Genomic DNA, 25,437 nt, shown 5'->3' with positions numbered 1-25,437 from the left:
CCCAGCGTGGAGAACGGACCTTCGGTGCATATTCTGGACCTTGTCAGTGCCGGACCTTGTCAGTGCAGTGTTGGGCCTAGCCGCCCAACAGCGCGCGGTGGGCTTCCCGGCGTCGTGCTTGTTCGTCAGGGTCCGGAACCGGCAAGGAGGCGATCAGCCGCTTGGTGTAGTCGTGCTGGGGCGAGCCCATCACATGGTTGCCGATGCCCTGCTCCACCAACTGTCCCTTGTACAGCACGCCCACCCAGTGCGACAACATGTCCACCACTGCGAGGTCGTGGCTGATGAAGAGCGCAGCGAAACCGAACTGCTCCTGGATGTCCTTGAACAAGTCCAGAACCTTGGCCTGTACTGAGACGTCCAGCGCCGAGGTTGGTTCGTCGGCAATCAGCAGGCGCGGATTGAGCGCCAACGACCTCGCAAGAGAGGCCCGCTGCCGTTGTCCACCGGACAGCTCGTGCGGGTAGCGTTGCGCGTACGACGCCGGCAACTGGACTGACTCGAGCAGTTCGCCTACCTTTTTCCGCGCCTCAGCCGCGCTGGGCTTCGTGTGGATAATCAGCGGCTCAGCCACGCATTCGCCGATGGTGAGATGAGGGTTGAAGGAGGCGGCAGGGTCCTGGAAAACAAAGCCGATCTCCTTCCGAAGCGGACGGAAAGTGCGCTCCTTGAAGTCCAGCATCTCGTAACCGAGGACCTTCAGGCTCCCGCCCGTTGTCCGGTTCAGGCCTGCGATTGCGCGGCCAATGGTGGATTTTCCGGAACCAGACTCGCCCACCAAGCCAAAAACCTCGTTCTCCGAGACTGTGAAGCTGACGTTGTCTACGGCTTTGAAGCCATGGCGTCCAAACCGGCCCGGGTACTCAATGGTGAGGTTCTTCGCTTCGACGAGGACCTTGCCGTCTTGATGCAGTCGAGCGCGAGCGCCTTCAGAGGCTGAGTTCCGGCCCAGGTGCGGGACCGCAGCGAGGAGCTTTTTCGTGTAGTCCTGCTGTGGTTCCGCGAACAACACCCTTGAGGGCGCTTCCTCCACCACATCTCCCTGGTACATGACCACTACGCGGTCGGCGAGGTCGGCCACTACGCCCATGTTGTGGGTGATCAACACGATGGACGTGCCGTAGTTGTCCCGCAAATCCCGGAGTAGCTGCAGGATTTCCGCCTGCACTGTGACGTCCAGGGCAGTCGTTGGCTCATCGGCCACAATCAGGCCGGGGTTCAAAGCCAACGCAGCGGCAATCACCACGCGCTGTTTTTGCCCGCCGGAAAACTGGTGTGGGTAGTAGTTGACCCGGGTTTCAGGATCCGGAATGCCCACCTTGCGCAACGCCTCCGTGGCGCGTTCCTTGGCCTCCTTGGCAGACACGCGGTGACCGTCCTTGGCGTGCGCACGAATCCCTTCGGCAATCTGCCAGCCAACCGTGAACACGGGATTCAAGGCGGTGGAGGGTTCCTGGAAGACCATGGCTACGTCGCGGCCACGGATCTTTCGTAGTGCGGATTTGCTGACGCTGATCACGTTGTTGCCATTGATCACCACCGCGCCGGAGCTGATGGCAGTTTCCGGAAGCAGGCCAAGGATGGTCTTGGCCGTCACGGTCTTGCCGGAGCCGGACTCCCCCACGATCGCCACTACCTCCCCGGCTTTGACGTCCAGGCTGACATCCTTCACCGCGTAGACATCCCCGCCATCCGTGGCGAACGTGACTTTGAGCCGGTCAATGGTGAGGACCGGTTCACTCGCGGCCCCGGCATCGGAAATGTTTCCGAGGTTGGTGGTCATGGCTTACCTGCTTCTGAAGCTGTAGGAGTTGCAGGGGATTTCGTTGCGCCTGCGCGCTTGCGTCCACGGATCCGGGGATCGTTGAGGTCGTTGATGCTTTCGCCAACCAGGGTCAGGCCCAGGACCGTCAGCACGATTGCGATGCCGGGGAAGACACCGGTCCACCAGATACCCGAGGAGGTATCGGCCAGCGCCTTGTTCAGGTCGAAGCCCCACTCTGCAGCGGACGTCGGCTCGATACCGAAACCAAGGAAGCCAAGGCCGGCAAGCGTCAGGATCGCCTCGGAGGCATTGAGGGTAAACATCAGGGGCAGGGTGCGCGTTGCGTTTTTGAAGATGTGCCGTCCGATGATACGCAGGCTGGATGCACCCAATACCTTGGCCGACTCGACGAAAGGCTCAGCCTTGAGCCGGATGGTTTCGGCGCGGATGACCCGGAAATATTGGGGCACGAACACGACGGTGATCGAGAATGCACAGGAGAAAATACCGCCCCAGAAACTGGACTGGCCACGGCTGATCACGATCGAGATGACGATTGCCAAAAGCAGGGTGGGGAACGCATAGATGGCGTCCGCCACTACTACAAGGATTCTGTCCAACCAGCCGCCGAAGTAACCGCTGAGCAGGCCCAGGGCGACGCCGAGGAAAAGTGACATTGCCACGGACACGATAATGACGGTCACGGCCGTCTGGGATCCCCACAGGACGCGGGACAGGACGTCATAGCCGCCCACAGTGGTGCCAAGCAGGTGTTTGGCACCCGGTGCCTGTTGGGTGGGGAAGGAACCGGACGCATCGCTGAGTTGGGAGTAGCCGTAGGGGGCCAGAAGCGGGGCGAAAATGCTTGTCAGGAGGAACAATCCGCTGAGGACAACGCCCACCACCAGCATGCCGCGTTGGAGGCCAACGCTTTTCCTGAGGTGGGACACCACCGGAAGCCGGGAGAAGAGGGGCTGCTTGGGAGCAGTCAGTGAAGGAGTGCTCATGGTCAGTACCTCACTCGGGGATCGATGAGCGCGGCAATGATGTCCACGATGAAGTTGGTCACGGCGACGATGATGGCCAGAAGCACGACAATGCCTTGGACAGCTACAAAGTCACGGGCATTGAGGTATTGCACCAGCTGGTACCCCAGGCCCTTCCACTCGAAGGTTGTCTCGGTCAGGATGGCGCCGCCGAGCATGAGCGCAATTTGCAGGCCCATGACAGTGATGATGGGGATCAGCGCAGGCTTGTAAGCGTGTTTGGTAACCAGCCGGAACTCACTAACGCCCCGGGACCGGCCAGCCTCAATGTAGTCCTTTCCCAGCGTGCCAATGACGTTTGTGCGTACCAGCCGCAGGAAGACCCCGGCGGTCAGCAAACCAAGGGCCACGGCCGGCAGGACAGCGTGGGATGCAACGTCTCCCAGAGCAGCGAAGTTGCCGCTGCGAAGCGCGTCCAGCCAATAGATGCCTGATGGAGCTCCCAGGCTGCTCATGGTCAATTCCGTGCGCGTGGAGGCACGTCCTGCTACGGGGAACCATCCGAGCCACACGGAAAACGTCAGCTTGAGAAGCAGGCCTGAGAAAAACACGGGTGTGGCATAGCAGAGAATCGCGAAGAACCGCAGAACGGCGTCGGAGCTCTTGTCGCGGTGTTGGGCCGCGATGAGGCCGAACGGGATGCCGACTGCGAGCGCCACGATCAGTGCGTTGATCGAAAGCTCAAGTGTTGCGGCCCCAAATGTAGTGAGTACCTCGACGACGGGACGGCGATCGGTGATCGTCGTGCCAAAGTTGCCGGTGATGAGTTGGCCAAGGTATTCGAAGTACTGGATCAGAACGGGCCGGTCATAGCCGGCATCGTGGATTCGCTGTGCCAGGACATCTGGTGGGAGACGTCCGCCTTGGGCAGCAGTGATGGGATCTCCGATGACCCTCATCAGGAAGAAGACCAACGTCACCAGAATGAAGACGGTGGGGATGATCAGGAAGAACCGGATCACGATGTACTTTCCAAGGCCTCCCCCGGCCTTGGACTTGCTCCTGGGAGCTACTATCCCGGGCTCCGCCTCGGGTACCTCTATAACTGTTGTCATTGTTACCTGTATTTCCTGCCCGTGGATTGCGCGGGATTGGCTCATGCATGCCGGCCACCAGCGTGGTCAGCAAAGGAGGCGGGACACCGGATCAGTGTCCCGCCCCTTTCCATCACATGGTGTGGTTACTTCGAAATCGTTCCGAGGCGGAACTTGAAGGATGCGTCCAGCGTCTTCTCGACGCCGTTCACGCCACTTCCGGCCACCGCGACTTGAGCGCCCTGAAGCAGGGGCAGGGTTGAGATGTCCTTGGCCAGTGCGTTCTGGACATCCTTGATGTCTGCCTCACGCTTGGTCTTGTCAGCCTCAGTCAGCTGCTTGGCGATCAAGTCGTTCACAGTCGGGTTGTTGTAGTGGTTCTTCAGGAAGCCGCCGTCCGGGAAGAACGGGGTCAGGTAATTATCGGCGTCGCTGAAGTCGGGGAACCACCCAAACTGGAACACAGGGTACTCGTCAGCGCGGCTCGCCTTGCTGTAGGTAACCCATTCCGTGGACTGCAGGTTGACCTTGAAGAGGCCGGACTTCTCCAGCTGTTCCTTGATCATGGCGTACTCGTCACCTGAGGAGCCGCCGTAGTGGTCCGGGTTGTACTGCAGGTTCAACGCAACGGGTTCGGTAATTCCGGCGTCCGTCAGGACTTTCTTTGCCTTGTCCAGGCTCGGCTTTCCGCTGTCTCCATAGGCATCCTTGAATGACTCGTTGGCGCCAAGGAATCCGCTGGGCACGTTGGAGTACAGCGGGAGGTAGGTACCCTTGTAGACCTGGTCAGCGATGGCTTGCCGGTCCACGAGGTTTGCTACGGCTTGCCGGACGGCGAGCGCCTTGGCAGGATCGGCGCTGGCTGCCTTGGTGCCGAACGGCATGGTGTCAAAGTTGAAGGTGATGTAGCGGATCTCGCCGCCCGGTCCCGTCAACACCTTGACTTTGGAGTCCTTCCTCAGGTCATCAACGTCCGTGGCACTGAGGCTGCGGAAGGCGACGTCGATGTTGCCCTGCTGGATGTCCAGCTTGAGGTTGGTGGGGCTGGCGTAGTACTTGATGGTCGCTTCGTCGTTTGCCGGCTTGCCAAGGACACCCTTGTAGTCGCCGAAGGCCTTGAAGCTGACAAGTTCGTTCTTCTTGTAGCTATCGATCGTGTACTGGCCGTAGAAGGCTTTAGCCTTGATGATCTCGTCGTCAGGAAGGACCTTGTCCGCCGGGAAAACTTCGTCGTCGACAATGGGCGCGGCAGGACTGCTGAGGATCTGGCTGAATGTCTGGTCGTTTGCCTTCTTCAGCTTGAACACCACCGTGGTGGCGTCAGGAGTGCTGACACTCTCGATGTTGGTCAGCAGAGATGCGGGGCCGGCGGGATCGTTGATGGCAACCTGGCGGTCAAAAGAAAACTTGACGTCCTTGGAATCCAGCGTGTGTCCATTGGCCCATTTCAGGCCAGACTTGAGTTTGACGGTGTATTCGGTAGGTGCCGTGAACGAGGACGACTCCGCAAGGTCCGGGACCGGTTCTGCACCGCCTGGCTTGGAGTTCAACAGGAACGAGTAGATCTGGTTCATCACCATGAATGAACCATTGTCATAGGATCCTGCCGGGTCCAATGCGGTGACTTTGTCTGTGGTGCCGTAGGCGATCGGGCCGGCGGCAGCCGGGGCGGACGAGGAACCGCCGCCGGAGGGGCCCGTGCATGCAGTCAAAGCGAGGGCGGAAACGCCCGCCAGCGCGATAACGCCATGCAGGGCCTTCTTCTTCAGTGCCATCTGTGAACCTTCTGTTCGATGGATTAGGCGCACCGCCGTGGGATATTTGTGACGGAGCGCACTCTTGATTCCACGATTCAATCAGACTTCAGCACCCCCGGGCCCTTGATTTTATGATTCGAGACACAATATTTACCTACGAGTAGGTTTTCCAGGGGACGCCAAAGCATTGCCCCTGAAGGATCGCCGGAATATCTTTATTCCGAGTTGATAAGCGCTGATCACGGACAGGCGGAACGCAGCCGTGGACAGCATCCAGGCGGCGGTTCAGGGGGCCGCCGTGGTAATGGGTGCAAGTACCAGTCCTAAGGACAGGAACATGAGCAAGGCAGCCCTCTGCGTGGGGATCAACAAGTTCAAGTATTTACCCGAATCGAGCTGGCTTCACGGTTGTGTTAATGACGCTGAAGACCTGGCCGCCCTCCTTGAGGCGCAGTACGGTTTCGCCTCCTCCAGCATCAAGGTCCTGAGGGATGCCAAGGCCACCAAAAAGTCCGTGATGGCAGAACTCAACAGATTGGTCGATAGCGCGGTGGAGGGAAAGTCCAACCACATCGTCTTCACCTTCTCCAGCCATGGCACGCAGATACCCGATACCAGCGGAGATGAGGTGGATCGGCTGGACGAGGCCTTCGCCTGCTACGACATCAACAACGCCGGCGACTCATGGGACCCGGAGACAGTGATCAGTGACGACGAGTTGGCTACGCTCTTCGGGCGGCTGCCGGAGGGCGTCCTCATGGACGTCGTCCTGGACACTTGCCACAGCGGCACTGGGCTGAAGTCCCTGGACCTCTTACCGGGCCGACGCCCGCGTTTCCTGCCTGCCCCAACGCCCCGGGCTGTGATCGCAAACGAGTTCAGCGACGCCCGCACCCTTCGCGACCTTGTGAAATCACCCATGCTGTCCAAGCCTGCGCTGATGGCAGCCTGCCGATCAGACCAGACGGCCGCGGACGCGCTGATTGAGGGCCGCTACAACGGAGCCTTCACGTATCACTTCGTGAAGTCCCTGCAGGGCAATGGCACAGCAGGGCGGGCGGAAGTCCTGAAGCTGGTGAGCAAGGGGCTCAAAGGCGGCGGTTTTGATCAAGTCGCCCAATTGGAAGGCACGACGGCGGCACGCAAGGCTGCCTGGGGCAGCTAACCTTCCGTTGGGGTCACCTCAGGGGCATCAGCTATTCCCGCGTGCCTGTTCCGCGTCCTTATTCCCCCGTGCCGTGGAACTTGTCCCTGACACCGGAAGACGCGGCTTCCTCGGCGTCGTGCTGTTGATCGGAGCCAAACAGCATTCCTTGGCGCTCCCGGTCCATGACTGGTTTGAGGGCGGCATATACCAGGCGGCCACCGGCGTCGAATCTGAGGACTCCTCCTCCACGGACGTCCACGAAATCCCGCCGCGTCTTCAGGCCGAGGCGGACGTAGGCCTCCTTGCGGCTCATCCGCACCGTTTGAATGAATGATGCCCCGATTTCGGAGATGACGAAGCCGTCCGGTGACACACGTTCGGACGTACGTACCCGGGTGGAGCTCAGCGGAGTACGCCGCTCCAGGCGGGCCGCGTCCAGGAGCCGCGGGTTTTCCCACACGAAGCGTTGGACTTCCTGGGGGTCTGACCCCAGGGCTGACAGCCGGATGGGATAGCGAAGCCCCTGGTAGTTATCCACCCCACTGATGTTGTTCAGTGACACCCTACGGATTCCAATGGCCGAGAATTCCGTTTGCAGGGCATCCCGATAGCCGTAGGTGTCTTCCGGGACCATGTCCAGGTCTGCGGCAATGATGCCACGTAAGAGATCCCGCCAAGTCACGTCCACGGGTGGCATGTAGGAAAGGCCTCGGATCACCATGCGCAGGACCCTCATGGCCACGATTGAACCTGATTCGGCTTTCTGTTGCAGGCTTTGGTTGTCCCCAAAACGCGCATTTCTCTGCGACCACAACCGCTGGACGGCCCGGAGTACGGCCCCCACCACCACAGCCCCGCGCGCGTGCGGCTCCAGCATGGTTTGCCAGCCCTCAGGAATAGCGCCAACAAATGGCTCCCTCAACGGACCCCGGGCGAAAAGGTCCCTCGCAAAGTCAAAGAGGGACCTTATGAGGATCGCGTCGTCCACAACCTGGCCTGCCTCGAAGCCGTCGCCGGCAGCTTTAAGCTGACGGAAGACCACCTCACGGGATGAAAACACCGACAATATGGCCACCAGGTCTGCCAGTGCCTCGTGCATGGCAAGTTGCTCCATGGTGGCCAGCTGGTCTGCCCATGCAGGCCGGAAGCCGTCAAGGATCGCATGGGTGACTTCGTGGGCAACGATGTCCCTGTACAGCGCTGTGGGTACTTTGTAGCCCATGCGGTCCACCGAACCGAAGCGGATGGTGTTGGTACCGCGCTCATATCCGGTATCGATGGCTGTGACACGATCCCTTGCCTTCAGGACCACCCGCCCCTCCGGATTCCAGGGCATCCGCCGGCCGAGCGTGGATTCGAAGATATCCAGGGTGCTCATGGCCACGCCGTAGACGTGCTGGGCAAGGAAACGGGTATCGTCCAGGAGTTCGCGAAGGTCCGTGGGCGGAGGTTCTGAAATCAATTGCCAGGGGTCGCCTTGGCGCGTCAGGGTAACTGGCGACACATTGGTTCCACGCCACTTCCGGATGTGGATCGCGTAGCGGTGTCCAGTGGGGCCACGCCGCAGCCGCTCCACGGGTATCCGTACTTGGGCTGTCGGCGGTGGCGCTCCGCCGCTGCCTATCGGCCCCTCTGCAAGGACCATCACGGAGACCATCTGCCCGGCTTTGATGTCTCCCGGGCTCTTCTTTGGAAATGCCACAGTCATCGCCATCCCGAGTGCGGACCCCAACACACCGCAGCGGTTGCGCTGCTTAGGCCAGTATGGGGGCCCTCAAACCCGGAGGCAATAATCCGGCAACGGCTAGAGAACTGCCCTCTGCAGGGAACGCGCGGCGTCGATGGTTGCCTGTCCCAGCACCCGGGTGCCCTGATACAGCACGACGGTCTGGCCAGGCGCCACTCCGCGCAGCGGTTCGGTCAGGGTGACCACGAGTTCGGCGCGTTCAACACCCTCTTCATCCACGACCGGCTCAATATGTGCACGGGCAGGAACGGGGTCACCATGTGCCCGCACCTGGGCGTGGCACTCGAATTCCGCACCTGTCCCAACCTCGGAGATGGGCAAACCAGCCCAGGACACCTTGATTCCGCGGATTTCATCGATGGCAAGGAGCGCTTCCGGCCCCACAACAACCTTGTTTTCCTTTGGCCGGATTTCCAGGACGAACCGGGGCTTGCCATCGGAGGCCGGTGTGCCCAGCTTCAGTCCTCGGCGCTGGCCGACGGTGAAGGCATTTGCACCCGGGTGCTCGCCTACCTTCGTGCCAGTTTCGTCCACGATGTCGCCGGTTGTCATTTCGATTTTCTCGGCCAGCCAGCCACGGGTATCTCCATCGGAGATGAAGCAAATATCGTGGCTATCCGGCTTGTTTGCCACCGACAAGCCCCGCCTTTCGGCCTCGGCCCTTACCTCGGCCTTGGAGGGAGTGTCCGCCAGCGGGAACATGGAGTGCTTAAGCTGCTCGTGGGTCAGGACGCCCAGGACATAGCTTTGGTCCTTGGCCCAGTCCGCCGCACGATGCAGTTCGCGGTTGCCGTCGGCGTCTTCGATTACTTTGGCGTAGTGCCCGGTGCAGACAGCGTCAAAGCCCAGGGCAATGGCCTTTTCCAGCAAGGCAGCAAACTTAATGCGCTCATTGCAACGCATGCACGGGTTCGGCGTGCGCCCGGCAGCATATTCGTCGATGAAGTCCTGGACGACATCTTCCTTGAAGCGTTCGGAGAAGTCCCACACGTAGTACGGAATCCCCAGGACATCACAGGCGCGCCATGCATCGCGGGAGTCTTCAATGGTGCAGCAGCCCCGGCTTCCAGTGCGAAGGGTGCCGGGCATGCGCGACAACGCAAGGTGGACTCCGACGACGTCGTGTCCGGCCTCGACGGCGCGGGCGGCGGCCACGGCGGAGTCGACTCCGCCGCTCATTGCTGCAAGTACTCGCATGCTGGCTTTCCGTGTTTTAGGGGTTTTTGGATATTGATTCCGGCTGAGGCGAGCCGGCACGCCCAACTATTCTATCTCCCGCACCAATGCCCCCGCGAAATCCCTTGACTGGGCATAGGACGAAATCTAAAGTCAAAGTATGCTGTTTTAGAAAATGCCAAGACAGAGGTGGGCTGAAATGACACATGAGCGAATGGTCATCGCCGGCGGCGGCCTGGCCGGCGCGACCACAGCAAAAACCCTTCGATCAGAGGGGTTTGCTGGACCCATCGCCCTCCTGGCATCCGAGGAGCGGATCCCGTACCTTCGGCCACCTCTGTCCAAGGAGTTCCTTCTGGGCAAGGCCGACGAGGATAGCGTCCCGGTGGTGCCGGCCGGCTGGTACGAAGAAAACGACGTCGAACTCCTCCTGGGCAACCCCGCAGTGGGCATCGATGTGGGAAACCGAACCGTAACCCTCAAGGACGGCCGGACCCTTGACTACGCCAAACTGCTGATAGCCACCGGGGCGCAGCCTCGGCACATCCCGCTTCCCGGCATTGACCTGGAAGGCGTGCTGACTTTCAGGACCTTTGAGGACAGCCTGCGCCTGCAGTCCCTGCTCAGGGACGGAGGCAAGCATGTGGTCATGGTCGGTTCCGGGTGGATCGGCATGGAACTGGCTGCGGCTGCCCGCAGCTACGGCAATGATGTGGTCCTGCTCGGCTTGGAAGAAATCCCCCTCAGTGCCGCCATCGGCCCTGAACTAGGCAACTACTTCCGGGCACTCCACGAAGAGAACGGCGTCAGCTTCAGGCTGCCGGCGAGCGCTGCTGCCATCGAGGGGAACGATGGCCATGCCTCCGCAGTTCGAACCAACACGGGAGAAGTCCTTCCCGCGGATATCGTCATCATTGCAGTGGGTGTAGTGCCTGACACATCATTGGCAGAAACAGCAGGGCTGACCCTGGACAACGGAGTCCTGGTGGATGCCGCGCTTCGCAGCAGCGTCCCGGACATCCTGGCAGCAGGTGACGTTGCCAACGCCCTGCATCCATTCACCGGTGAGCATCATCGCAGCGAGCACTGGGCGAATGCGCTCAACGGCGGCAAAGTGGCCGCCAAGACGATGCTGGACCAAGATGCCGCCCTGGATGTTGTCCCCTATTTCTATACGGACCAGTTCACCCTCAGCATGGAGTATTCGGGTTTCCCTTCGCTGACCTCCGGCGTTGAGCCCGTAATTCGTGGGTCCCTCGATGACGGCAGTTTCATCGCGTTTTGGATGCGCGATGGCGAGAAGGAGCACGGCGAGGTGGTTGGCGGCATGAGCGTGAACATTCGCCGCGTGCAGAAGCCGATCAAGGCCCTGATTTCGGGGCGGGTCCCCGTGGACGTAACCCGACTGACAAATCCCGACGTTCCCCTTGAGGAGCTCTTGCCCCGCGACTGATTTTTACCCTGGACTTGTTGCCCGGAGCGATTCCCGGGTTAAAACTCCCCTGCTTAAAACTGCTTAAAACTCCGCAGCGCCGCGCCGCGCTACCGTTGCCGCTGTCTGGATGCTGGATTCATGACCGGCCATGCCTGCTTGACGAGCCCGTGAACAAGCTTCGGGCAGCGCCTTAAGCAGGGCATCGACGTCGGCATCTGTTGAGCTGTGCCCCAGTGTGAAGCGTTGAGCACCACGGGCAGTATCTTCATCCAGCCCCATGGCCAGGAGGACGTGGGAGGGACGGGGCACTCCTGCTGTACATGCCGAACCGGTGGATGACTCAACACCTGCGAGATCGAGAAGGAACAGCAGTGAGTCTCCTTCGCAACCAGGAAAAGTAAAGTGGGCATTGCCGGGCAGTCGGCGTTCCCCAGGTGCCCCCCGGAGCACTGCATCCGGAACGGCCTCCCGAACCCCGGCAATAAGACGGTCCCGCAGCCTGCTGATTCGCTCGGCCTCCGCGGCCAGATTGGCCGTGACGGCCGCCGCAGCTGCGGCGAAGGCCGCAATGGCCGGCGTGTCCAGCGTTCCCGAGCGCACATCGCGCTCCTGCCCGCCGCCGTGTTGAACCGGAGTCAACTTAATCGCCCGCCCGAGGAACAACGCTCCGACTCCGACGGGGCCGCCGAGCTTGTGCCCCGACACTGACATCGCAGCGAGCCCGGAAGCGCGGAAATCGACCGGTACGGAACCGAAAGCCTGGACGGCATCTGAATGTACGGGAATCCCGTATCGGCTGGCCAGCTCCACGATCTCAGCAACGGGCTGGATGGTGCCCACCTCGTTGTTTGCCCACATCACCGTGACAAGCGCAACGGACTCGGGGTCGCGCTCCAGTTCGCGCTGCACGGCATCGAGCTGCACCGCCCCTTCTGCATCGACAGGCAGCCACACGGCCTCGGCTCCCTCATGACGCTCAAGCCACTCCACCGTGTCCATGACCGCGTGGTGTTCGACGGCGGAACACAGGATCCGGGTCCGGCGAGGGTTTTCGTCATGGCGGGCCCAGAAAAGGCCCTTGACGGCCAGGTTGTCGGCCTCAGTCCCACCCGAGGTGAAAATTACCTCGGACGGGTGGGCTCCAGCGGCCGCCGCCAACGTTTCGCGCGCATCTTCCACCGCGCGCCTTGCCCGACGTCCGGCTCCATGGAGGGAGGACGGGTTGCCGGTTCGCGCCAGCTCGCGCGTCATGACGGCAAGGGCTTGGGCCGACATGGGAGTGGTGGCGGCGTGGTCGAGGTATACAGGCACGTTGTAATTCTACCGGCGGCGTAATTCCATCGACGGCGTCAGCGCTGGGTTTTGGGGTCAGGCCTGGGGTCAGGTTTTGGGGCCCGGTTCCAGGCTGCCAATCCGGGCACAGCAATGACCAGGGCCAGGTTCCGGAAGGACGTTGTCAGCACTAAGACCTGATGCGGTGGCTGCGCCCTTGAGGAACGCGCCATTCATGGCGCAGACCACCTCCTCATGATCCTGCGAAAGCCGATGGAAAGGGCAGTTAAGCAGCCGGTACCCTCCCGCCCCATCAGCCGTTGGCTCATAGCCAAGGTCCGCCAGGGCACCCAGGAAATCGCCGGGCCGGCCCGCTTCCTGGCCCTTGCGGCCTGCAACATCCATCAAAGCGTCCCGCACGGGCAACTCCCCTTTCAGGGAACGCGTGATAGCTGTAGCCATCAGATCCCCGGCGAGATCGTACTGGCGCTCAGGGACAGAGGCAACAACTTCATCCATGGCCGGGCGGTAGAGCTTGGCAGGCCGGCCGGAACCGGGCCCGGCTTTGTCGGAGGACTTTCTGAACTCCACTTGCAGGACGCCATCCTTCACCAACCGATCCAAATGGAAGGAGGCCGTGCTTCGGGGAATAGCCAAGGCACGGGCTGCTTCGTCCCGGCCTACGGCGTCTGCAGCACCGCGCACGTAGGCGAACAACACCCGGCGGTTGTCGTCGTCCAAGGAGGCGATCGCCGAAATCCTTTGGAGCCAAGAGTGGCGTGCAGTGGTCATACCGCCAGAATATCTCTAAAAACAAGATTCGTTGCTTAATCTTCCGCGGAGATCTAAAATCAAGATATCCATTTTTAGAAAGGAATGCGTCATGGAAGCCGCAACCACCCACGTGAGCCCCAAGTCCAGCCACAGCGACCTCCGGGACCCTTCCCGGCAGGCCTTTGTCCTCCTGAGGACGGTCTTCACGATTGCCCCGATCATTTTCGGGCTCGACAAATTCAGCAACCTCCTGGTGGACTGGACTGTCTACTTGGCGCCCGCAGCCACCGCCGTGGTACCTGTTTCAGCCCAGACCTTCATGTACGGCGTGGGAGTCATCGAAATTATCGCCGGCATCGTCGTCGCCCTGCGGCCGCGCTGGGGATCCCTCATTGTCGCCGTCTGGCTGCTCGGCATCATCGTCAACCTGCTGGTGCTTGGCTCGTTCTTCGACGTCGCACTGAGGGACTTCGGCCTGCTGGTTGGAGCACTCGCGTTGAACCGCCTGGCCACCGCGTTCAGGAAATAACACCGCGTTCAAGAAACAACACCGCGTTCAAGAAATAAAACTCAGGCTGGTGGGACCACAGCCAACTGGGACTGGACCTCAGCCCTGGCCTTGGCCAAGGTCCCACTATCAGGACAAGCAACCGATACATACACAGAGGAAGCCGGGCTGCTGAAAAGCCTGGCGAGGACCAAGGCAGCGGTGCCACCGGAAGCTGGAGCTGATTCCAAGGCCAATAATTCCACGCGGTGCTCCGGCTTGCCGGAATCCTGGCCCCAGCGCAATGAGGCCGGTGTTAGCTTGTCCACAGCGATGCCCGGATCCAAGTAGCGGAACAGTTCCTTCGTGGACGCGGCGTCATCGCCCGGCACCACCAATGGTCCCTGGTTAACGCTCACCCGGACAACCACCATGCACCCATCTGTCTTCGCGTACCGGGTTTCACCTTGCAAGCCGGAGTGCACAACGGACCATCCCGACGCCTCATCCAGGCGGCTGGACACTGCTACCGGATCTCCAGGCGCCAATGTTCCTCCAGCACTCAAGGGCAGATCCTTGGCGGCGAGAGCCTCAACATCGTGTCCGGGCGTGATGGTTGGGGTGGACAGCGTGGACTCGGAAGGTGAAGGCTTCGGTGCTGCCGGATCAGGCACGTTCACACTGCATCCGGCAAGCAACGCACCCAAGGCACCCAAAGCAGCCAAACCAGGCATGGCGCCCACCATCGCCGGGACCTGCCGTCGTCCAACACCCCGTGTCATCGGCGATCCTCTCTCTTACTGGCGAGTCTTTTGCTGCGAGCCGCTTCTGCCGCCATCGAGTCTAACCGCCCGCAACAGCAGTTCAACTAAGCAAGGACGCAGAGACCCCCGGGCACAACCTCAATCTCCACAGGCAATCTGCCCACGCGCTCGCCGTCGGCGTAGGCCACTACACCTTCTGCCTCCAGCCGCACCTTCCGTACCCGGCGGATCTCCACGGCCGGATGGCCAAGGTGTTTGCCGGCGAACACCTTGGGAAACACTGCCAGGAAATTCAGCCGCGATAACGGCTTGACCATAAACAAATCCAGCCACCCGTCGTCGGGCAAAGCATCGGGCGTAATTATCATCCCGCCGCCGATCGATTGGCCGTTCGCCACCGAAATCAGCAACGCCGGCTGGCGCCACTGCTCGCCGTCGGCCGTCACTGTGTATTCGATACGCCGGAAGGAACCGAGTTCCCGGAGCATCGCCAGGTTGTAACGGCTTTTTCCCTTGGGCCAACGCCACGAGTTCGCCCTCTCATTAACGGCAGCGTCAAATCCAGCAGACAGGACCCCCGCAAAATAGGTGCTTCGCCCGCTGGCGGTGACGCGTCCGGCGTCGATCTTCCGCCCGCCCGATGCCATTGACGCCAGCAAGCGATCGCAGGCCGCCTTCGTGTCCGTGAGTGGCAAGCCCAGGAGCCTGGCAACATCGTTGCCAGTGCCTGCGGGAACAATTCCCAGCGGAACATCCTTTCCGGCGAGCGCATTGACACCCAAATGGACCATGCCGTCCCCGCCCACCACAACCAGCGCACGGACGCCTGAAGTCAGGGCCTCATCAACCAGAGTCCGGAGATCGTCATAGCTTCCCGCTTCCAGCACGACGACGTCACAACCCCCGGCGCGAAGGCAGGCTGCGGCCTCGTCCCCGGCAAGGCCGTGACGGCCGAACGACGCTGTTGGATTGATGGCAAGGGCGATCTTCTCCGCCGCGTGCGTGGGATTCTTGGGCGCCGGAGGATTCACCTGCTGAATTATGCCAGCCGGGAACCACCGCGCCCGCTGCCGACGTTCTCATAGTGGCTGGATAAACTGGCCATACCGCCCCGCCAATGGAGCGGACCACCATCCTAGAGAAGGGCCTGTGCTTGGCCGAGGGCAGCAGTTCCCACTATCAGGTTCTCCGCGTGTCCGTCACTGCGACGGACAAGGAGATCAAGGTGGCATATCGGAAGGCCGCCCGGAAGGCCCACCCTGATCACGGCGGCGAGGCTGAAATGTTCCGCCGTGTAACGCTCGCGTATGAGACCCTGATTGATCCGAAGCGTCGGGCCGAGTATGACCGGAGGTATGCCAGCGGCACTTCCGTCCGCTCCCAAGCGCGTCCGGGCGACTACACAGGCGCGCCAGCGCCGGGTCCGGCGACCAGCGCAGGGGTCAGGCGTCCGCAGGCCCCGCGCAACACGGCCGGCGATCCGCCCGTTTACGTTCCCGCCTTTGACGACCCCCTTGAGGTTCCCCTCATTTCGATGGCAGAAGCTGCCCAAAAGGTCCATGGCTTGCCGCGAAAGCGCGGCATTTTTGGAGCCGAAGCCCGCATCCAGCGCGAGATGCGCACTGTTCAACTCATCAGCAGGCAGGTTCTTCCTGCCATCCCCGCCGCACGGCTTATCAACGGGCTCCGCTCCCCCTCTGACAACAACCACATCGACCACGCGGTGCTTTCCGGCTACCGACTGGCATTGGTTGGTTCCATGCTGTTGCCCAAGGGCGCCTACGCATGGGACGGCAATTCGTTGCGCCACGGCGGCCGGTCGGTGGCTCCACCGCAGCTCGCCCACATCGTCCGCCACATGCAGGACATCTTCCCCGAGTTGAACGTCACCGGCTGGGTGGTCCTGCACAGTCCTGACGGCAACCTGCACGAACCAGTCATTGACCAGTACGGCAAAGGGCAGTCCAGCCATAACGCGGTTGAGGTAGTCAATGGCGCAGGATTGGTCCGCGGTTTGAAGCAGTTCCTTGGTTCAGGACCAGCACCCAACACCGTGGTGGTGCCAGTTCTTGCCCGCTTGCTCCGCGGCATGCACTGACATCTTGCCTTCGCCGGCACTGGTTGAGGGCACTGGTTGAGCCAGTATGAAGCCAGAGCGATGGGACTGGCTGGGACAGGACTGACTAGGATGGGACGGTGTTCCGCATCCTCTTCCACACTCCAGAAATCCCGGGCAATACGGGCAACGCCATTCGTTTGGCCGCCATCACCGGCGCCGAACTCCATCTGGTGGAGCCTCTGGGCTTTGACTTTTCCGATGCCAAGCTGCGCCGGGCGGGCCTGGACTACCACGACCTCGCCGTCGTCACTGTCCATAAGGACATCAACGCGGCCTGGGCAGCCCTGCAGCCTGAGCGTGTGTTTGCGTTTACGTCCGACGGCGAAACGTCCTACACGGATATCAACTACCGTGAGGGTGACGTGCTGATGTTCGGCCCTGAATCTGTCGGCCTCCCGGATTGGCTGAAGAAGGATCCGCACGTCACTGCCCGGGTGCGGCTCCCGATGCGGCCTTCCCTGCGTTCACTGAATCTGGCGAACGCCGCGTCCATTGCCGTTTTCGAGGCGTGGCGCCAGAACGGATTTGCCGGCGCCAAGGTGTAGCCCATCCGCGGCGCCCGCAGCTGCGAATAACCTGTGCAGGATCAATTCCTGCTTTGGACATTCGATGAGGGAGCCGATGTGAGCGCGCTGGAGGCCCTGGTGGTGGCGGCAACCCGCTGCACGGCCGTGCGCACAACGCCACGCCCTTGTGCTGCGGGTTTCAAACCGCACGACTTATGCTGGACAGTGATGGACATCCCCAACAATCCCGGTCCCCCGGTCGTCGAGACTTCGGGCATGGCGACAGACCTGAACCAGCAGCTCACCCGCCTGCTTGAATTGATTGCTGCGGGCGATCAGGTGGCCTTCGCCGAGTTTTATCGGCTGACCTCCAGACGCGTCTTTGGCATGGCCAGGCGCATCCTGATCGACTCCGAGCTGAGCGAGGACGCCACCCAGGAAGTCTTCATCCAGGTCTGGCAGGGCGCCGCCAGGTTCGATCGCGCGTCCGGCAGCCCGATGGCTTGGCTGATGACCATCGCTCACCGCCGTGCCATCGACCGCGTCCGTGCCGTGCAGGCAGCTACGGACCGCGAAGCCCGATACGGCGCAGCGAGCCAGGACCGTGATCGCGACGTCGTATCCGAGGAAGCCGACACGAACTTTGAGGCCGAGGCCGTCAGCCGGTGCCTTGGCACGTTGACGGATACCCAGCGCGAATCTGTCCGCCTTGCCTATTACGGTGGGCTCACTTACAGGGAGGTTGCGGAGCACCTTGGTGCCGCGGTCCCTACCATCAAGTCCCGCATCCGCGATGGACTACTGCGCTTGAAGACCTGCTTGGGGGTGGGCTGAAATGAGCGAAAACAACGGTGGAGGATTTGTCCGCAGAATGTTCGCCAATGACATCGCAACCGACTTAGCCGAGGGCCGTGTCCTCGAACTCGCGGAAATCTATGCCTTGGACGCGGTCACTGAATCCGAACGTGCCCTGATTGACGATTACGTCAAGGACGCTCCGGAAGGTCCAGCGTTCCAGGAGCGGGTCCGCCAGGCCCGCGAGGCCCTGGTGGTAGGTTTCGCTCCTGAAGAAGAGCCTCCCGCTGCCGTCTTCGCCAACATCATGGACCGGATCAACCGGGAATCTGACATGGACTCCCCCGCAAGGCCTGGCATTAATGCAAAGCCTGAGCCAGTCGTGGACGAACTGGCACTCGCCCGTACCAAGCGCGGAGAACGCCGCGGCCTCGGGCGCGGACGCGCGTGGCTGGTGGGCGCAGCGGCTGCTGCCGTCATCGCCTTGGGTGGCGTGGGAGTAGGCGCGTACGTAGCCGGCCAGAATGATCCCGTGAACCAGGTCCTGCAGGCCCAGGACGTCCAGAAGAAGACGGCCCAGGTTCCCGGAGGCGGCACGGCAACCATTTCAGCTTCCTCCGCCAAGGACTCCTTTGTGGTGTTGATGGACGGCGTTGCCCCGGCCCCCGACGGTAAGGTCTACCAGTTGTGGACGTTGCCTAAGGATGGGTCAGCCCCCGTGCCGCAGGGCACTATGGACGCCGAGACGTTGTCCAAGCCGGCGGTGGTGAAGGGATTGTCCTCAGCTTCCTCAGTAGCCATTACGGTGGAGCCCGCCGGCGGATCAAGCTCACCCACGCAGCCGCCTGTGTTGGTGGTTCCGCTGAGCGCCTGATGTCAGCCAAGCCTGGCGTTAATGCTGTCAATGCTTAAAGCCGACGGCGGCCGCGCACCTTCCGTGAGAAAGGTGGGGCGGCCGCCGTCGTTCTTGCCTGCAGTTGACGGCAGCTACAACACGAGCGACAACAGCATCACGAAGCCGAAGCCAACCAGGGAGATCAAGGTCTCCATCACGGACCAGGTCTTGAAGGTCTGACCGACTGTTAGGCCGAAGAGCTCCTTGACCAGCCAGAAACCGGCATCATTCACGTGCGAGAGGAACAATGAGCCTGCACCGATCGCCAAGGCGAGCAGTGCCGCATGGGTCGGGGTCAAACTGCTGGCCAGAGGCGCGACAATGCCCGCAGCAGTCACGGTCGCTACAGTGGCGGAGCCCGTGGCGAGGCGGAGTGCCACCGCCACAATAAAGCCCAGCACGAGGACGGACATGTTGGCCCCTTCGGCCCACTTCTTGACGGCGTCGCCCACGCCGGCGCCAATCAGTGTCTGCTTGAAACCACCGCCAGCCCCAACAATCAGAAGGATCGCTGCGATCGGGCCCAGGCTGTCGCCCAGCTTGGCAGTGATCTTGCTGCCGGTGAATCCCACTGCATACCCGAAGCTCACAATGGCAGCGAGTACCGCCAAAGTCATGGCGACCAGGGGCTGGCCCACGAAATCGAAGAAGATCCTGATCATCGGAGCGGTCGCCGCGTCCGGCCAGATGATGTCACCCAAAGCCTTCAGCAGCATGAGGACTACCGGGAAAATGATGGTCAGCAGTGTCACCAGGAACGAGGGCTGGCGCTTGACGTCGCTGAGGTCTGCGCGGTGCTGGGTGTCGATGCCACCCGCCACGGCGGGAGCGTCCACGGGAACCCAACGCGCAGCCAGCCGGGAGAAAAGCGGTCCACAAATGATGACCGTGGGAATGGCTACGAGGATGCCCAGGCCCAGTGTTGTTCCCAATTCTGCTTTCACAGCGCTGATGGCAATCAGGGGTCCCGGGTGCGGGGGCACCAGGCCATGGAGCACAGAAAGGCCCGCCAAAGCCGGTATCGCGATGCGCATGAGCTTCATCCCGGATCTCTGCGTCACAAGGACGATCACAGGAAGCAGGAGCACAAGACCGATTTCGAAGAACATCGGCAGGCCAATGATCACTGCCACAAGCGTGATCATCCAGACGATCTTGTTGCCGGTGGCCTTGGCCAACAAGGTGTCCACTACCCGGTTGGCTCCACCGGAGTCCGCGAGCAACTTGCCTAGCATTGCGCCCAAGGCAATCAGGAGGCCGACTTCCTTGAGGACGCCGCCAACTCCGTCCTCGAAGTTGGTAATGACCTTGCCCAGTTCCACGCCTGAGGCGAGGCCGACAAACGCCGAGCCCAGCACCAGCGCCAGGAATGGGTGGAGTTTCAGCTTGGCGATCAGAACCACGATCAGCGCAATACCCAACGCTGCCACCACAAGGAGTTGGGTGTCGTGCGCGGACCACTCCTGTACCTGTGTGGACGTTTCCAGTGCGATCATGACGCTGCCGCTTCGGTACCGGCACCCAGGGGACGCAAGCCGAGCCGATCGATGACTTCGTCCGCCTCTTCAGCAGGCGAGGCCGAAACACACAGCGAGATGTAGTTCTCGTCTTCCGTGGGTTCCTCAAGTGCTTCAAACTGGGACTCCAGGAGCGACGGCGGCATGAAGTGGCCGTGCCGCGACGCCAGCCGGTCCGAGATCTTATCTTTGCTCCCTTGCAGGAAAACGAAGACAACCCCTTCGCCCCGGAGCACGTCGCGGTACTTCTTCTTCAATGCCGAGCACGTGATGATGGCCGGTGTACCGGCATCTGTGTGTTCCCGGATCCACTGGGCAATGATGCCAAGCCAAGGCCACCGGTCCTCATCGCTGAGGGCCTGCCCCGAGTGCATCTTGGCCACATTCGCTTCCGGATGGAGATCGTCGCCTTCGGCGAGATCCCATCCAAGCTTTCCGGCCAGAACGCCGGCTACAGTCGACTTGCCCGAACCGGAGACTCCCATAATCACCAGTACGGGTTGCTGTGCAGTCTTCGCCATCAAAGTCTGCCTTCCTCGAATAAATATGATTTAACCGAGATCCAGCATATGACACAGGTTACATAACGGCAATGTCAGAAGCCGGCGATAGTACTGGATCCGTTGACGGACACCACGTGGAAACTCTCAGCGCTGGCCCCGGCAGGAAGCCCTGCACGCGCACCGTTGGCCATCAACATGCCACGGACCACGCGCTCCATCCCCTCGATGTCCGGGTGCTGGCTCGCGTGGATCCGGATCGCATCGAGCTTGGCATCAACATGCTTGGTGACATCCACGAAATGGTTCTCACGGTCCTCTGGACTGGAGATAAACCAGAGCCAGGGCAGCTTGTAGGCTGCCAATCCGGCCTCGGCCAACTCAGGATAGGCAAAGGGATTCTCCACGGCAGGATAAACCGCCCGGGTGACGGCTTCCCCTGCTGCGAGGTGGTCGGGGTGGCTCTTCTGAAGGCGGTCCCAGTTCCGTTCCGGGTGCATGGTTAACACGATGTCCGGGCGGATTTCCCGGATGAGCTTCACAACCTGCTTGATGACGTTGTGTGTCGGCTCGAGGTAGCCATCGTGTTCGTGCAGGTAACGGATGTCTTTGACTCCCACCAACTCTGCCGCGCGTTGCTGTTCCGTGGCACGGAGTTCGATAATGCGTTCCCGGTCTACGGGATCAAACCCGCCGGCGTCGCCGTCAGTCATGATGCAGTAGGTGACCTGTACGCCAGCAGCAGTCCACGCAGCTATGGTTCCTGCAGCTCCGAAGTCGATGTCGTCAGGATGGGCAGTAAAACAAAGCACCCGCTCAACACGCTCCGTGGAGGCGTTGAACGGGCTCTTTGCTGACGAAACGCCAGAAGTCAAAGGGATCAGCCTTTCCGCTTTTTGATCTCAGCTGTTGCCTGCGGCACAACCTTGAACAGATCGCCGATGATGCCGAAGTCCGCGATCTCAAAGACAGGAGACTCTGCATCCTTGTTGATGGCCACAATGACCTTGGACGTCTGCATTCCAGCCTTTTGCTGGATTGCTCCTGAGATGCCTGCCGAAATATAGAGCTGAGGAGAGACAGTCACACCAGTTTGGCCCACTTGGGCGTCGTGGCCAATCCACCCTGCATCGGTTGCTGCCCGCGAAGCACCAACCGCAGCACCAAGGGCATCGGCGAGTTCTTCCAACGGGCCAAAGTCGCCATCGACGCCCCGCCCGCCGGCCACAACGATCCGGGCCTCGCTGAGATCGGGCCGGCCACTGGCGGGCTTCTCCGTGCGCGAGGAGATCCGGGCCGCATTCGCTGCAGCATCTGCAGGAACCTCAACCTTGGCTGTCGCGGGAGCTGTGGCTGCGCCTGCCGGCTCTGGTTCCACGATGTTCGCTTTTACGGAAAAGACCGACACCGGAGTGGTGGCCTTCGCCGTGGTGTTGTACGAACCCGCGAGGACCGACTTGTGGGCGGTGCCGTCCGCATCCAGACCAACGACATCCGTGATGACTCCGGCGTTGAGCTTAATGCCGAGTCGTCCCGCGATCTCTTTGCCCTCGGGCGAGTTTTCGATCAGGACAGCGTTGGCGCCTGAAGCCGCCACTGCAGCCGCGAGGTACGCGGCCTTCGGCGCAACCAGGTAGTCGTCCAGGTCCGCCACAGAGGGCTGGTAGATCGTCGCCACGCCATAGGCACCCAAGGTGGCCGCGACGTCGTCGGTCAATTCACCGTTGATCGCGACGGCGGTCTCCCCCAGCTTCCGCGCAAGGGTCAGGAGTTCCAAGCTGCTCTTCTTGAGCGCAGCCCCGGGGTTGTCAATGAAAACAAGTGCATTTGCCATGGTTGGAGTCCTTTAGAGCAGCTTCTGTGCGGCCAGGAAGTCGACGAGCTTGATGCCGGCGTCGCCCTCGTCGGTGATGATCGTACCTGCGGTCCTGGGCGGGCGGGCAGCTGCAGACTCCACAACCGTCCACGAGCCTGCCTGGCCTACCTCGGAAGGATCGACACCGATATCGGCAAGCAACAACGAGGCAATCTTCTTCTTCTTGGCTGCCAGGATTCCCTTGAAGTTGGGGTACCTCGGTTCATTGATCTGGTCTGTGACCGAGACGAGCGCTGGGAGCTGCGCTTCAACTGTTTCCGAGTGGGAGCCGGCGTCGCGACGTGCCACCACGGTTCCGCCGTTAACCTCGAGGCTGGAAGCAAACGTAAGCTGCGGGAGCGACAACCGCTCGGCCAGTTGAGCCGGGATGAGCGAGGTCTCGCCGTCCGTGGAAGCCATGCCGGTCAGGACCAGGTCCACCGGGCGTCCATCTGCGGAGAGATGGCGGATGGTGGCCGCAAGCGCCAACGATGTCGCAGCGGCGTCCGAACCGGCCAACGCGTCATCGCTGAGGTGGACCCCGGAGTAGGCGCCAATCTGCAACGACTTCTTGACTGCGTTTACGGCACCGGAGGGCCCCATGCTGAGGGCAATGACCTCGTTGCCGGCTTTGGCTCCGCCACGCTCTTCAGCCAGCTGCAGTGCTGCCTCAAGCGCGTACTCGTCAAGTTCGGACAAGATGCTCTCATCGCGGTCAGTTGTGTTGCCGGGTCCGGTGATGTGCCGGTCGAACTGCGCGTCCGGGACGTGCTTGACCAGAACGACAATCTTCAATGTCTCTTCCACTGTCTTCGAAGCAGCCTTCCATGCTTGTGGACGGCCAACCGCAGGAGCGTGGCCGTGAATTGCCCAGCGCGTGGGCTTCCCCTAGCTAAGCATATTGCCCGCAGAAACCCGCAGAAAAACGATTGTGCGTTAACGCCTGTTTCATCCGCCACGGCAACTGCGGGCACAGACCGACGGCGGGCCACACCGCTGAGGTGCCGCCCGCCGTCGTCCGCTGTGCCAGCAGGTTCCTGCTATCGCAGTGGTTCCTGCTGTTGGGGTTGTTACTGCTGTGCGGCGTCCAAAGTAACTTCTACTTCCTGCGACTGGCCGTTGCGCTGGATAGTTACCTTGACCTTGGCACCGGCGGACTGTTCGCGGACCGCCGCGGTCAACTGGTTGGGGTCCGTCACCTGGTAGTCACCAAACTTGGTGACGACGTCGCCAACCTTGATGCCGGCCTTCGCCGCGGCCGAACCCGTTGTCACCGAAGCCACTTCGGCTCCAACGGAGAATCCGGAGTCGCTGCCCGTGGACGACTTCGATCGTACAGAGACACCAAACTGGCCATGGCTTGCCTTACCCCTATCGATGATTTCCTGTGCAACGCGCTTGGCATGGTTGATCGGGATGCTGAAGCCCACACCGATGTTTCCAGTGGAGGAATCCGCGGTGCCACTGCCTGCGGAAGCAATAGCAACATTGACGCCGATGATCTCGCCCTTGCTGTTTACCAGCGCGCCACCGGAATTGCCCGGATTGATGGCCGCGTCAGTCTGGATCACGTTGATCGAAATCGAGCCCTCGTTGGCGCTCGGCTGGCTCTGGCCGCCACCTGGAGGTGCAAACTGGAACCCTTGGTCACCGCCTTGGGAATTGTCTGTGCCTTCCTTCGGGGCGGCCGAGGAGGCAACGCTGATGGTGCGGTTCAGCGTGGAGACGATACCGTCAGTCACCGTGCCCGTCAGGCCAAGCGGCGAACCAATTGCGACGGCGGTGTCGCCCACGTTGATTTTCGAGGAATCCCCGAGTGTGGCCGGCACCAGACCGGAAGTATTGTCCACCTTGATAACTGCAAGGTCCGAGAGCGGATCAGTTCCAACGACCTTGCCCTTGAGGACCTTTCCGTCACTGGTACGGACCTCGATGGCAGCATTGGATGTTGCACCATCCAGCGTGACGACGTGGGTGTTGGTCAGGATGTGGCCTTGGTCATCGATAATGATGCCGGACCCTGTTCCGCCCTCGTTTCCACTCGTTGCCTTGATGGTGACCACGCTCGGCGACGCCTTGGCTGCTGCTGCCGTGATGACGTTGACGTCGTCCTTGTTGTTCACGATCACCGTGCTGGACTGGCCGCCACTTGAGGCCGCCGGTGCCGGGTTGTCCAAAAGCGCGGAGCTGCCTGCCACCACACCGCCACCTACGAGGCCGGCGGCAAGGATGCTGGCAATGAGCGTTCCGATACCGAATGCCGGCTTGCGCTTGGTGCCACCGGAGGACTGCTGGCCCGGAGCGCTGTGGAGGTTCGGGTTCCCAGGATTGGTCCCTCCGCCATAAAACGGCTGGTGCTGCGGGTAGTTGGGACGGTGCCCCGGGTCCTGGTGCTGGGGACCGCCGTAGTACTGCGGCTGTCCGGCGATTCCATGGGAACCCGGGTTGCCTTCAGGGCGCGTGGTGGGCTGGGGCTGGGAGTTGGAATGCACCTCTTGGTTTGCGTTGGTGTGAGGTGCCGATTGGGCGGGCGGCTGAAAGGCCGGCAGCGGAGTCGTTGCATGCGTACCGGTTCCCTGCCCGGAGTTCCAACCAGGCTGCTGAGCGTGCTGCTGTGGCTGCTGGTGGCTGGCAGCGGCGTCAGGCCTTGCAGCGGGACCCCGCGGCTCGGACGGATCATTCTCTGGTGCGGTGCCCTGCGCTGGGTTCTCCGTCATGGGACTTCCTTTCATCCTTGTCTTCCATAACTATGGCCTCTTTTACTGGAACAAAATCGGACGTTCGCTGGGAGCTTCCTGAAAGCCGCGGGGTATGGTGCAGCAGAGCCGCACGGCGGGCCAACACAG

23 protein-coding genes are annotated in these 25,437 nt (G+C 61.5%); 7 read left to right on the top strand and 16 right to left on the bottom strand.

What is annotated here, in order from left to right:
• Window positions 1-76 precede the first annotated feature (76 nt).
• From AC1DD7_RS11095 to AC1DD7_RS11080, 4 genes are all read right to left on the bottom strand, one after another.
• Entirely contained in the window at window positions 77-1,783 is a 1,707-nt protein-coding gene (locus tag AC1DD7_RS11095; protein WP_477515008.1) for an ABC transporter ATP-binding protein, read from the bottom strand.
• Window positions 1,780-2,772: an ABC transporter permease gene (locus tag AC1DD7_RS11090; RefSeq protein ID WP_477515007.1), complete on the bottom strand. Its 993-nt coding sequence runs from the start codon at window positions 2,770-2,772 to the stop codon at window positions 1,780-1,782. Before AC1DD7_RS11090 ends, AC1DD7_RS11095 begins: the two co-directional genes overlap by 4 nt.
• Before the next feature lie 2 nt (window positions 2,773-2,774).
• The gene (locus AC1DD7_RS11085) at window positions 2,775-3,866 is read right to left on the bottom strand and encodes an ABC transporter permease (RefSeq protein WP_477515006.1); all 1,092 of its coding nucleotides are present in this window, start codon (window positions 3,864-3,866) and stop codon (window positions 2,775-2,777) included.
• A gap of 125 nt (window positions 3,867-3,991) precedes the next feature.
• Window positions 3,992-5,620 (bottom strand): ABC transporter substrate-binding protein, encoded by a 1,629-nt coding sequence (locus AC1DD7_RS11080; RefSeq protein WP_477515005.1) that lies wholly within the window; start codon window positions 5,618-5,620, stop codon window positions 3,992-3,994.
• A 319-nt stretch (window positions 5,621-5,939) separates the two neighbouring features.
• Between AC1DD7_RS11080 and AC1DD7_RS11075 the strand changes: the two genes are divergently transcribed.
• Complete coding sequence (locus tag AC1DD7_RS11075) at window positions 5,940-6,767, top strand: caspase family protein (protein WP_477515004.1); 828 nt, start codon at window positions 5,940-5,942, stop codon at window positions 6,765-6,767.
• A gap of 58 nt (window positions 6,768-6,825) precedes the next feature.
• Here the strand turns inward: AC1DD7_RS11075 and AC1DD7_RS11070 are convergent, their stop codons facing one another.
• The gene (locus AC1DD7_RS11070; protein ID WP_477515003.1) at window positions 6,826-8,457 is read right to left on the bottom strand and encodes a gluzincin family metallopeptidase; all 1,632 of its coding nucleotides are present in this window, start codon (window positions 8,455-8,457) and stop codon (window positions 6,826-6,828) included.
• Between the two features lie 96 nt (window positions 8,458-8,553).
• Window positions 8,554-9,675 carry a tRNA 2-thiouridine(34) synthase MnmA gene (mnmA, locus tag AC1DD7_RS11065; RefSeq protein WP_477515176.1) on the bottom strand — a complete coding sequence of 374 codons (1,122 nt, stop codon included), beginning with the start codon at window positions 9,673-9,675 and terminating at the stop codon, window positions 8,554-8,556.
• Between the two features lie 196 nt (window positions 9,676-9,871).
• On the opposite strand from mnmA, the gene AC1DD7_RS11060 reads away from it, so the two are divergent.
• The gene (locus AC1DD7_RS11060; RefSeq protein ID WP_477515002.1) at window positions 9,872-11,125 is read left to right on the top strand and encodes an NAD(P)/FAD-dependent oxidoreductase; all 1,254 of its coding nucleotides are present in this window, start codon (window positions 9,872-9,874) and stop codon (window positions 11,123-11,125) included.
• 63 nt (window positions 11,126-11,188) lie between these two features.
• Here the strand turns inward: AC1DD7_RS11060 and AC1DD7_RS11055 are convergent, their stop codons facing one another.
• Window positions 11,189-12,418 carry a cysteine desulfurase family protein gene (locus AC1DD7_RS11055; protein WP_477515001.1) on the bottom strand — a complete coding sequence of 410 codons (1,230 nt, stop codon included), beginning with the start codon at window positions 12,416-12,418 and terminating at the stop codon, window positions 11,189-11,191.
• A 69-nt stretch (window positions 12,419-12,487) separates the two neighbouring features.
• Window positions 12,488-13,171 carry a helix-turn-helix transcriptional regulator gene (locus AC1DD7_RS11050; RefSeq protein ID WP_477515000.1) on the bottom strand — a complete coding sequence of 228 codons (684 nt, stop codon included), beginning with the start codon at window positions 13,169-13,171 and terminating at the stop codon, window positions 12,488-12,490.
• Between the two features lie 91 nt (window positions 13,172-13,262).
• Between AC1DD7_RS11050 and AC1DD7_RS11045 the strand changes: the two genes are divergently transcribed.
• Window positions 13,263-13,682 carry a hypothetical protein gene (locus AC1DD7_RS11045; protein WP_477514999.1) on the top strand — a complete coding sequence of 140 codons (420 nt, stop codon included), beginning with the start codon at window positions 13,263-13,265 and terminating at the stop codon, window positions 13,680-13,682.
• 41 nt (window positions 13,683-13,723) lie between these two features.
• On the opposite strand, the gene AC1DD7_RS11040 is transcribed toward AC1DD7_RS11045, so the two are convergent.
• Together AC1DD7_RS11040 and AC1DD7_RS11035 are read right to left on the bottom strand one after the other, a co-directional pair.
• Window positions 13,724-14,422, bottom strand: coding sequence for a hypothetical protein (locus AC1DD7_RS11040; protein WP_477514998.1), 699 nt, complete (start codon window positions 14,420-14,422; stop codon window positions 13,724-13,726).
• A gap of 86 nt (window positions 14,423-14,508) precedes the next feature.
• The gene (locus AC1DD7_RS11035; protein ID WP_477514997.1) at window positions 14,509-15,435 is read right to left on the bottom strand and encodes a diacylglycerol/lipid kinase family protein; all 927 of its coding nucleotides are present in this window, start codon (window positions 15,433-15,435) and stop codon (window positions 14,509-14,511) included.
• A gap of 122 nt (window positions 15,436-15,557) precedes the next feature.
• Between AC1DD7_RS11035 and AC1DD7_RS11030 the strand changes: the two genes are divergently transcribed.
• The 4 genes from AC1DD7_RS11030 to AC1DD7_RS11015 all read left to right on the top strand — a co-directional run bounded on the left by AC1DD7_RS11030 (window position 15,558) and on the right by AC1DD7_RS11015 (window position 18,698).
• On the top strand, window positions 15,558-16,502 hold the full coding sequence (locus AC1DD7_RS11030) for a J domain-containing protein (protein ID WP_477515175.1): 945 nt from the start codon (window positions 15,558-15,560) through the stop codon (window positions 16,500-16,502).
• A gap of 98 nt (window positions 16,503-16,600) precedes the next feature.
• On the top strand, window positions 16,601-17,068 hold the full coding sequence (locus tag AC1DD7_RS11025; RefSeq protein WP_224088121.1) for a tRNA (cytidine(34)-2'-O)-methyltransferase: 468 nt from the start codon (window positions 16,601-16,603) through the stop codon (window positions 17,066-17,068).
• A 189-nt stretch (window positions 17,069-17,257) separates the two neighbouring features.
• The gene (gene sigK, locus AC1DD7_RS11020) at window positions 17,258-17,863 is read left to right on the top strand and encodes an ECF RNA polymerase sigma factor SigK (RefSeq protein WP_477515174.1); all 606 of its coding nucleotides are present in this window, start codon (window positions 17,258-17,260) and stop codon (window positions 17,861-17,863) included.
• 1 nt (window position 17,864) lies between these two features.
• Window positions 17,865-18,698 (top strand): anti-sigma factor, encoded by an 834-nt coding sequence (locus tag AC1DD7_RS11015; RefSeq protein ID WP_477514996.1) that lies wholly within the window; start codon window positions 17,865-17,867, stop codon window positions 18,696-18,698.
• Window positions 18,699-18,811: 113 nt separating this feature from the next.
• Here AC1DD7_RS11015 and AC1DD7_RS11010 read toward each other — a convergent pair whose 3' ends face one another.
• The 6 genes from AC1DD7_RS11010 to AC1DD7_RS10985 form a co-directional block, all read right to left on the bottom strand.
• Window positions 18,812-20,215, bottom strand: a complete 1,404-nt coding sequence (locus AC1DD7_RS11010; protein ID WP_477514995.1) for a GntT/GntP/DsdX family permease — start codon at window positions 20,213-20,215, stop codon at window positions 18,812-18,814.
• Window positions 20,212-20,757: a gluconokinase gene (locus AC1DD7_RS11005; protein WP_431115759.1), complete on the bottom strand. Its 546-nt coding sequence runs from the start codon at window positions 20,755-20,757 to the stop codon at window positions 20,212-20,214. The genes AC1DD7_RS11010 and AC1DD7_RS11005 overlap by 4 nt, the downstream gene beginning before the upstream one ends.
• A 74-nt stretch (window positions 20,758-20,831) precedes the next feature.
• Window positions 20,832-21,611 carry a PIG-L deacetylase family protein gene (locus tag AC1DD7_RS11000; protein WP_431115761.1) on the bottom strand — a complete coding sequence of 260 codons (780 nt, stop codon included), beginning with the start codon at window positions 21,609-21,611 and terminating at the stop codon, window positions 20,832-20,834.
• 5 nt (window positions 21,612-21,616) lie between these two features.
• Window positions 21,617-22,570: an electron transfer flavoprotein subunit alpha/FixB family protein gene (locus AC1DD7_RS10995; protein WP_477514994.1), complete on the bottom strand. Its 954-nt coding sequence runs from the start codon at window positions 22,568-22,570 to the stop codon at window positions 21,617-21,619.
• A gap of 12 nt (window positions 22,571-22,582) precedes the next feature.
• The gene (locus AC1DD7_RS10990; protein ID WP_477514993.1) at window positions 22,583-23,386 is read right to left on the bottom strand and encodes an electron transfer flavoprotein subunit beta/FixA family protein; all 804 of its coding nucleotides are present in this window, start codon (window positions 23,384-23,386) and stop codon (window positions 22,583-22,585) included.
• Between the two features lie 275 nt (window positions 23,387-23,661).
• The gene (locus AC1DD7_RS10985) at window positions 23,662-25,308 is read right to left on the bottom strand and encodes a S1C family serine protease (RefSeq protein ID WP_477514992.1); all 1,647 of its coding nucleotides are present in this window, start codon (window positions 25,306-25,308) and stop codon (window positions 23,662-23,664) included.
• Window positions 25,309-25,437 lie beyond the last annotated feature (129 nt).

It is taken from the genome of Paenarthrobacter sp. 10L412 (assembly GCF_056395565.1).
Note: the sequence above shows the minus strand (reverse complement) of the source record. Positions and strands in the feature narration are given on the sequence as shown.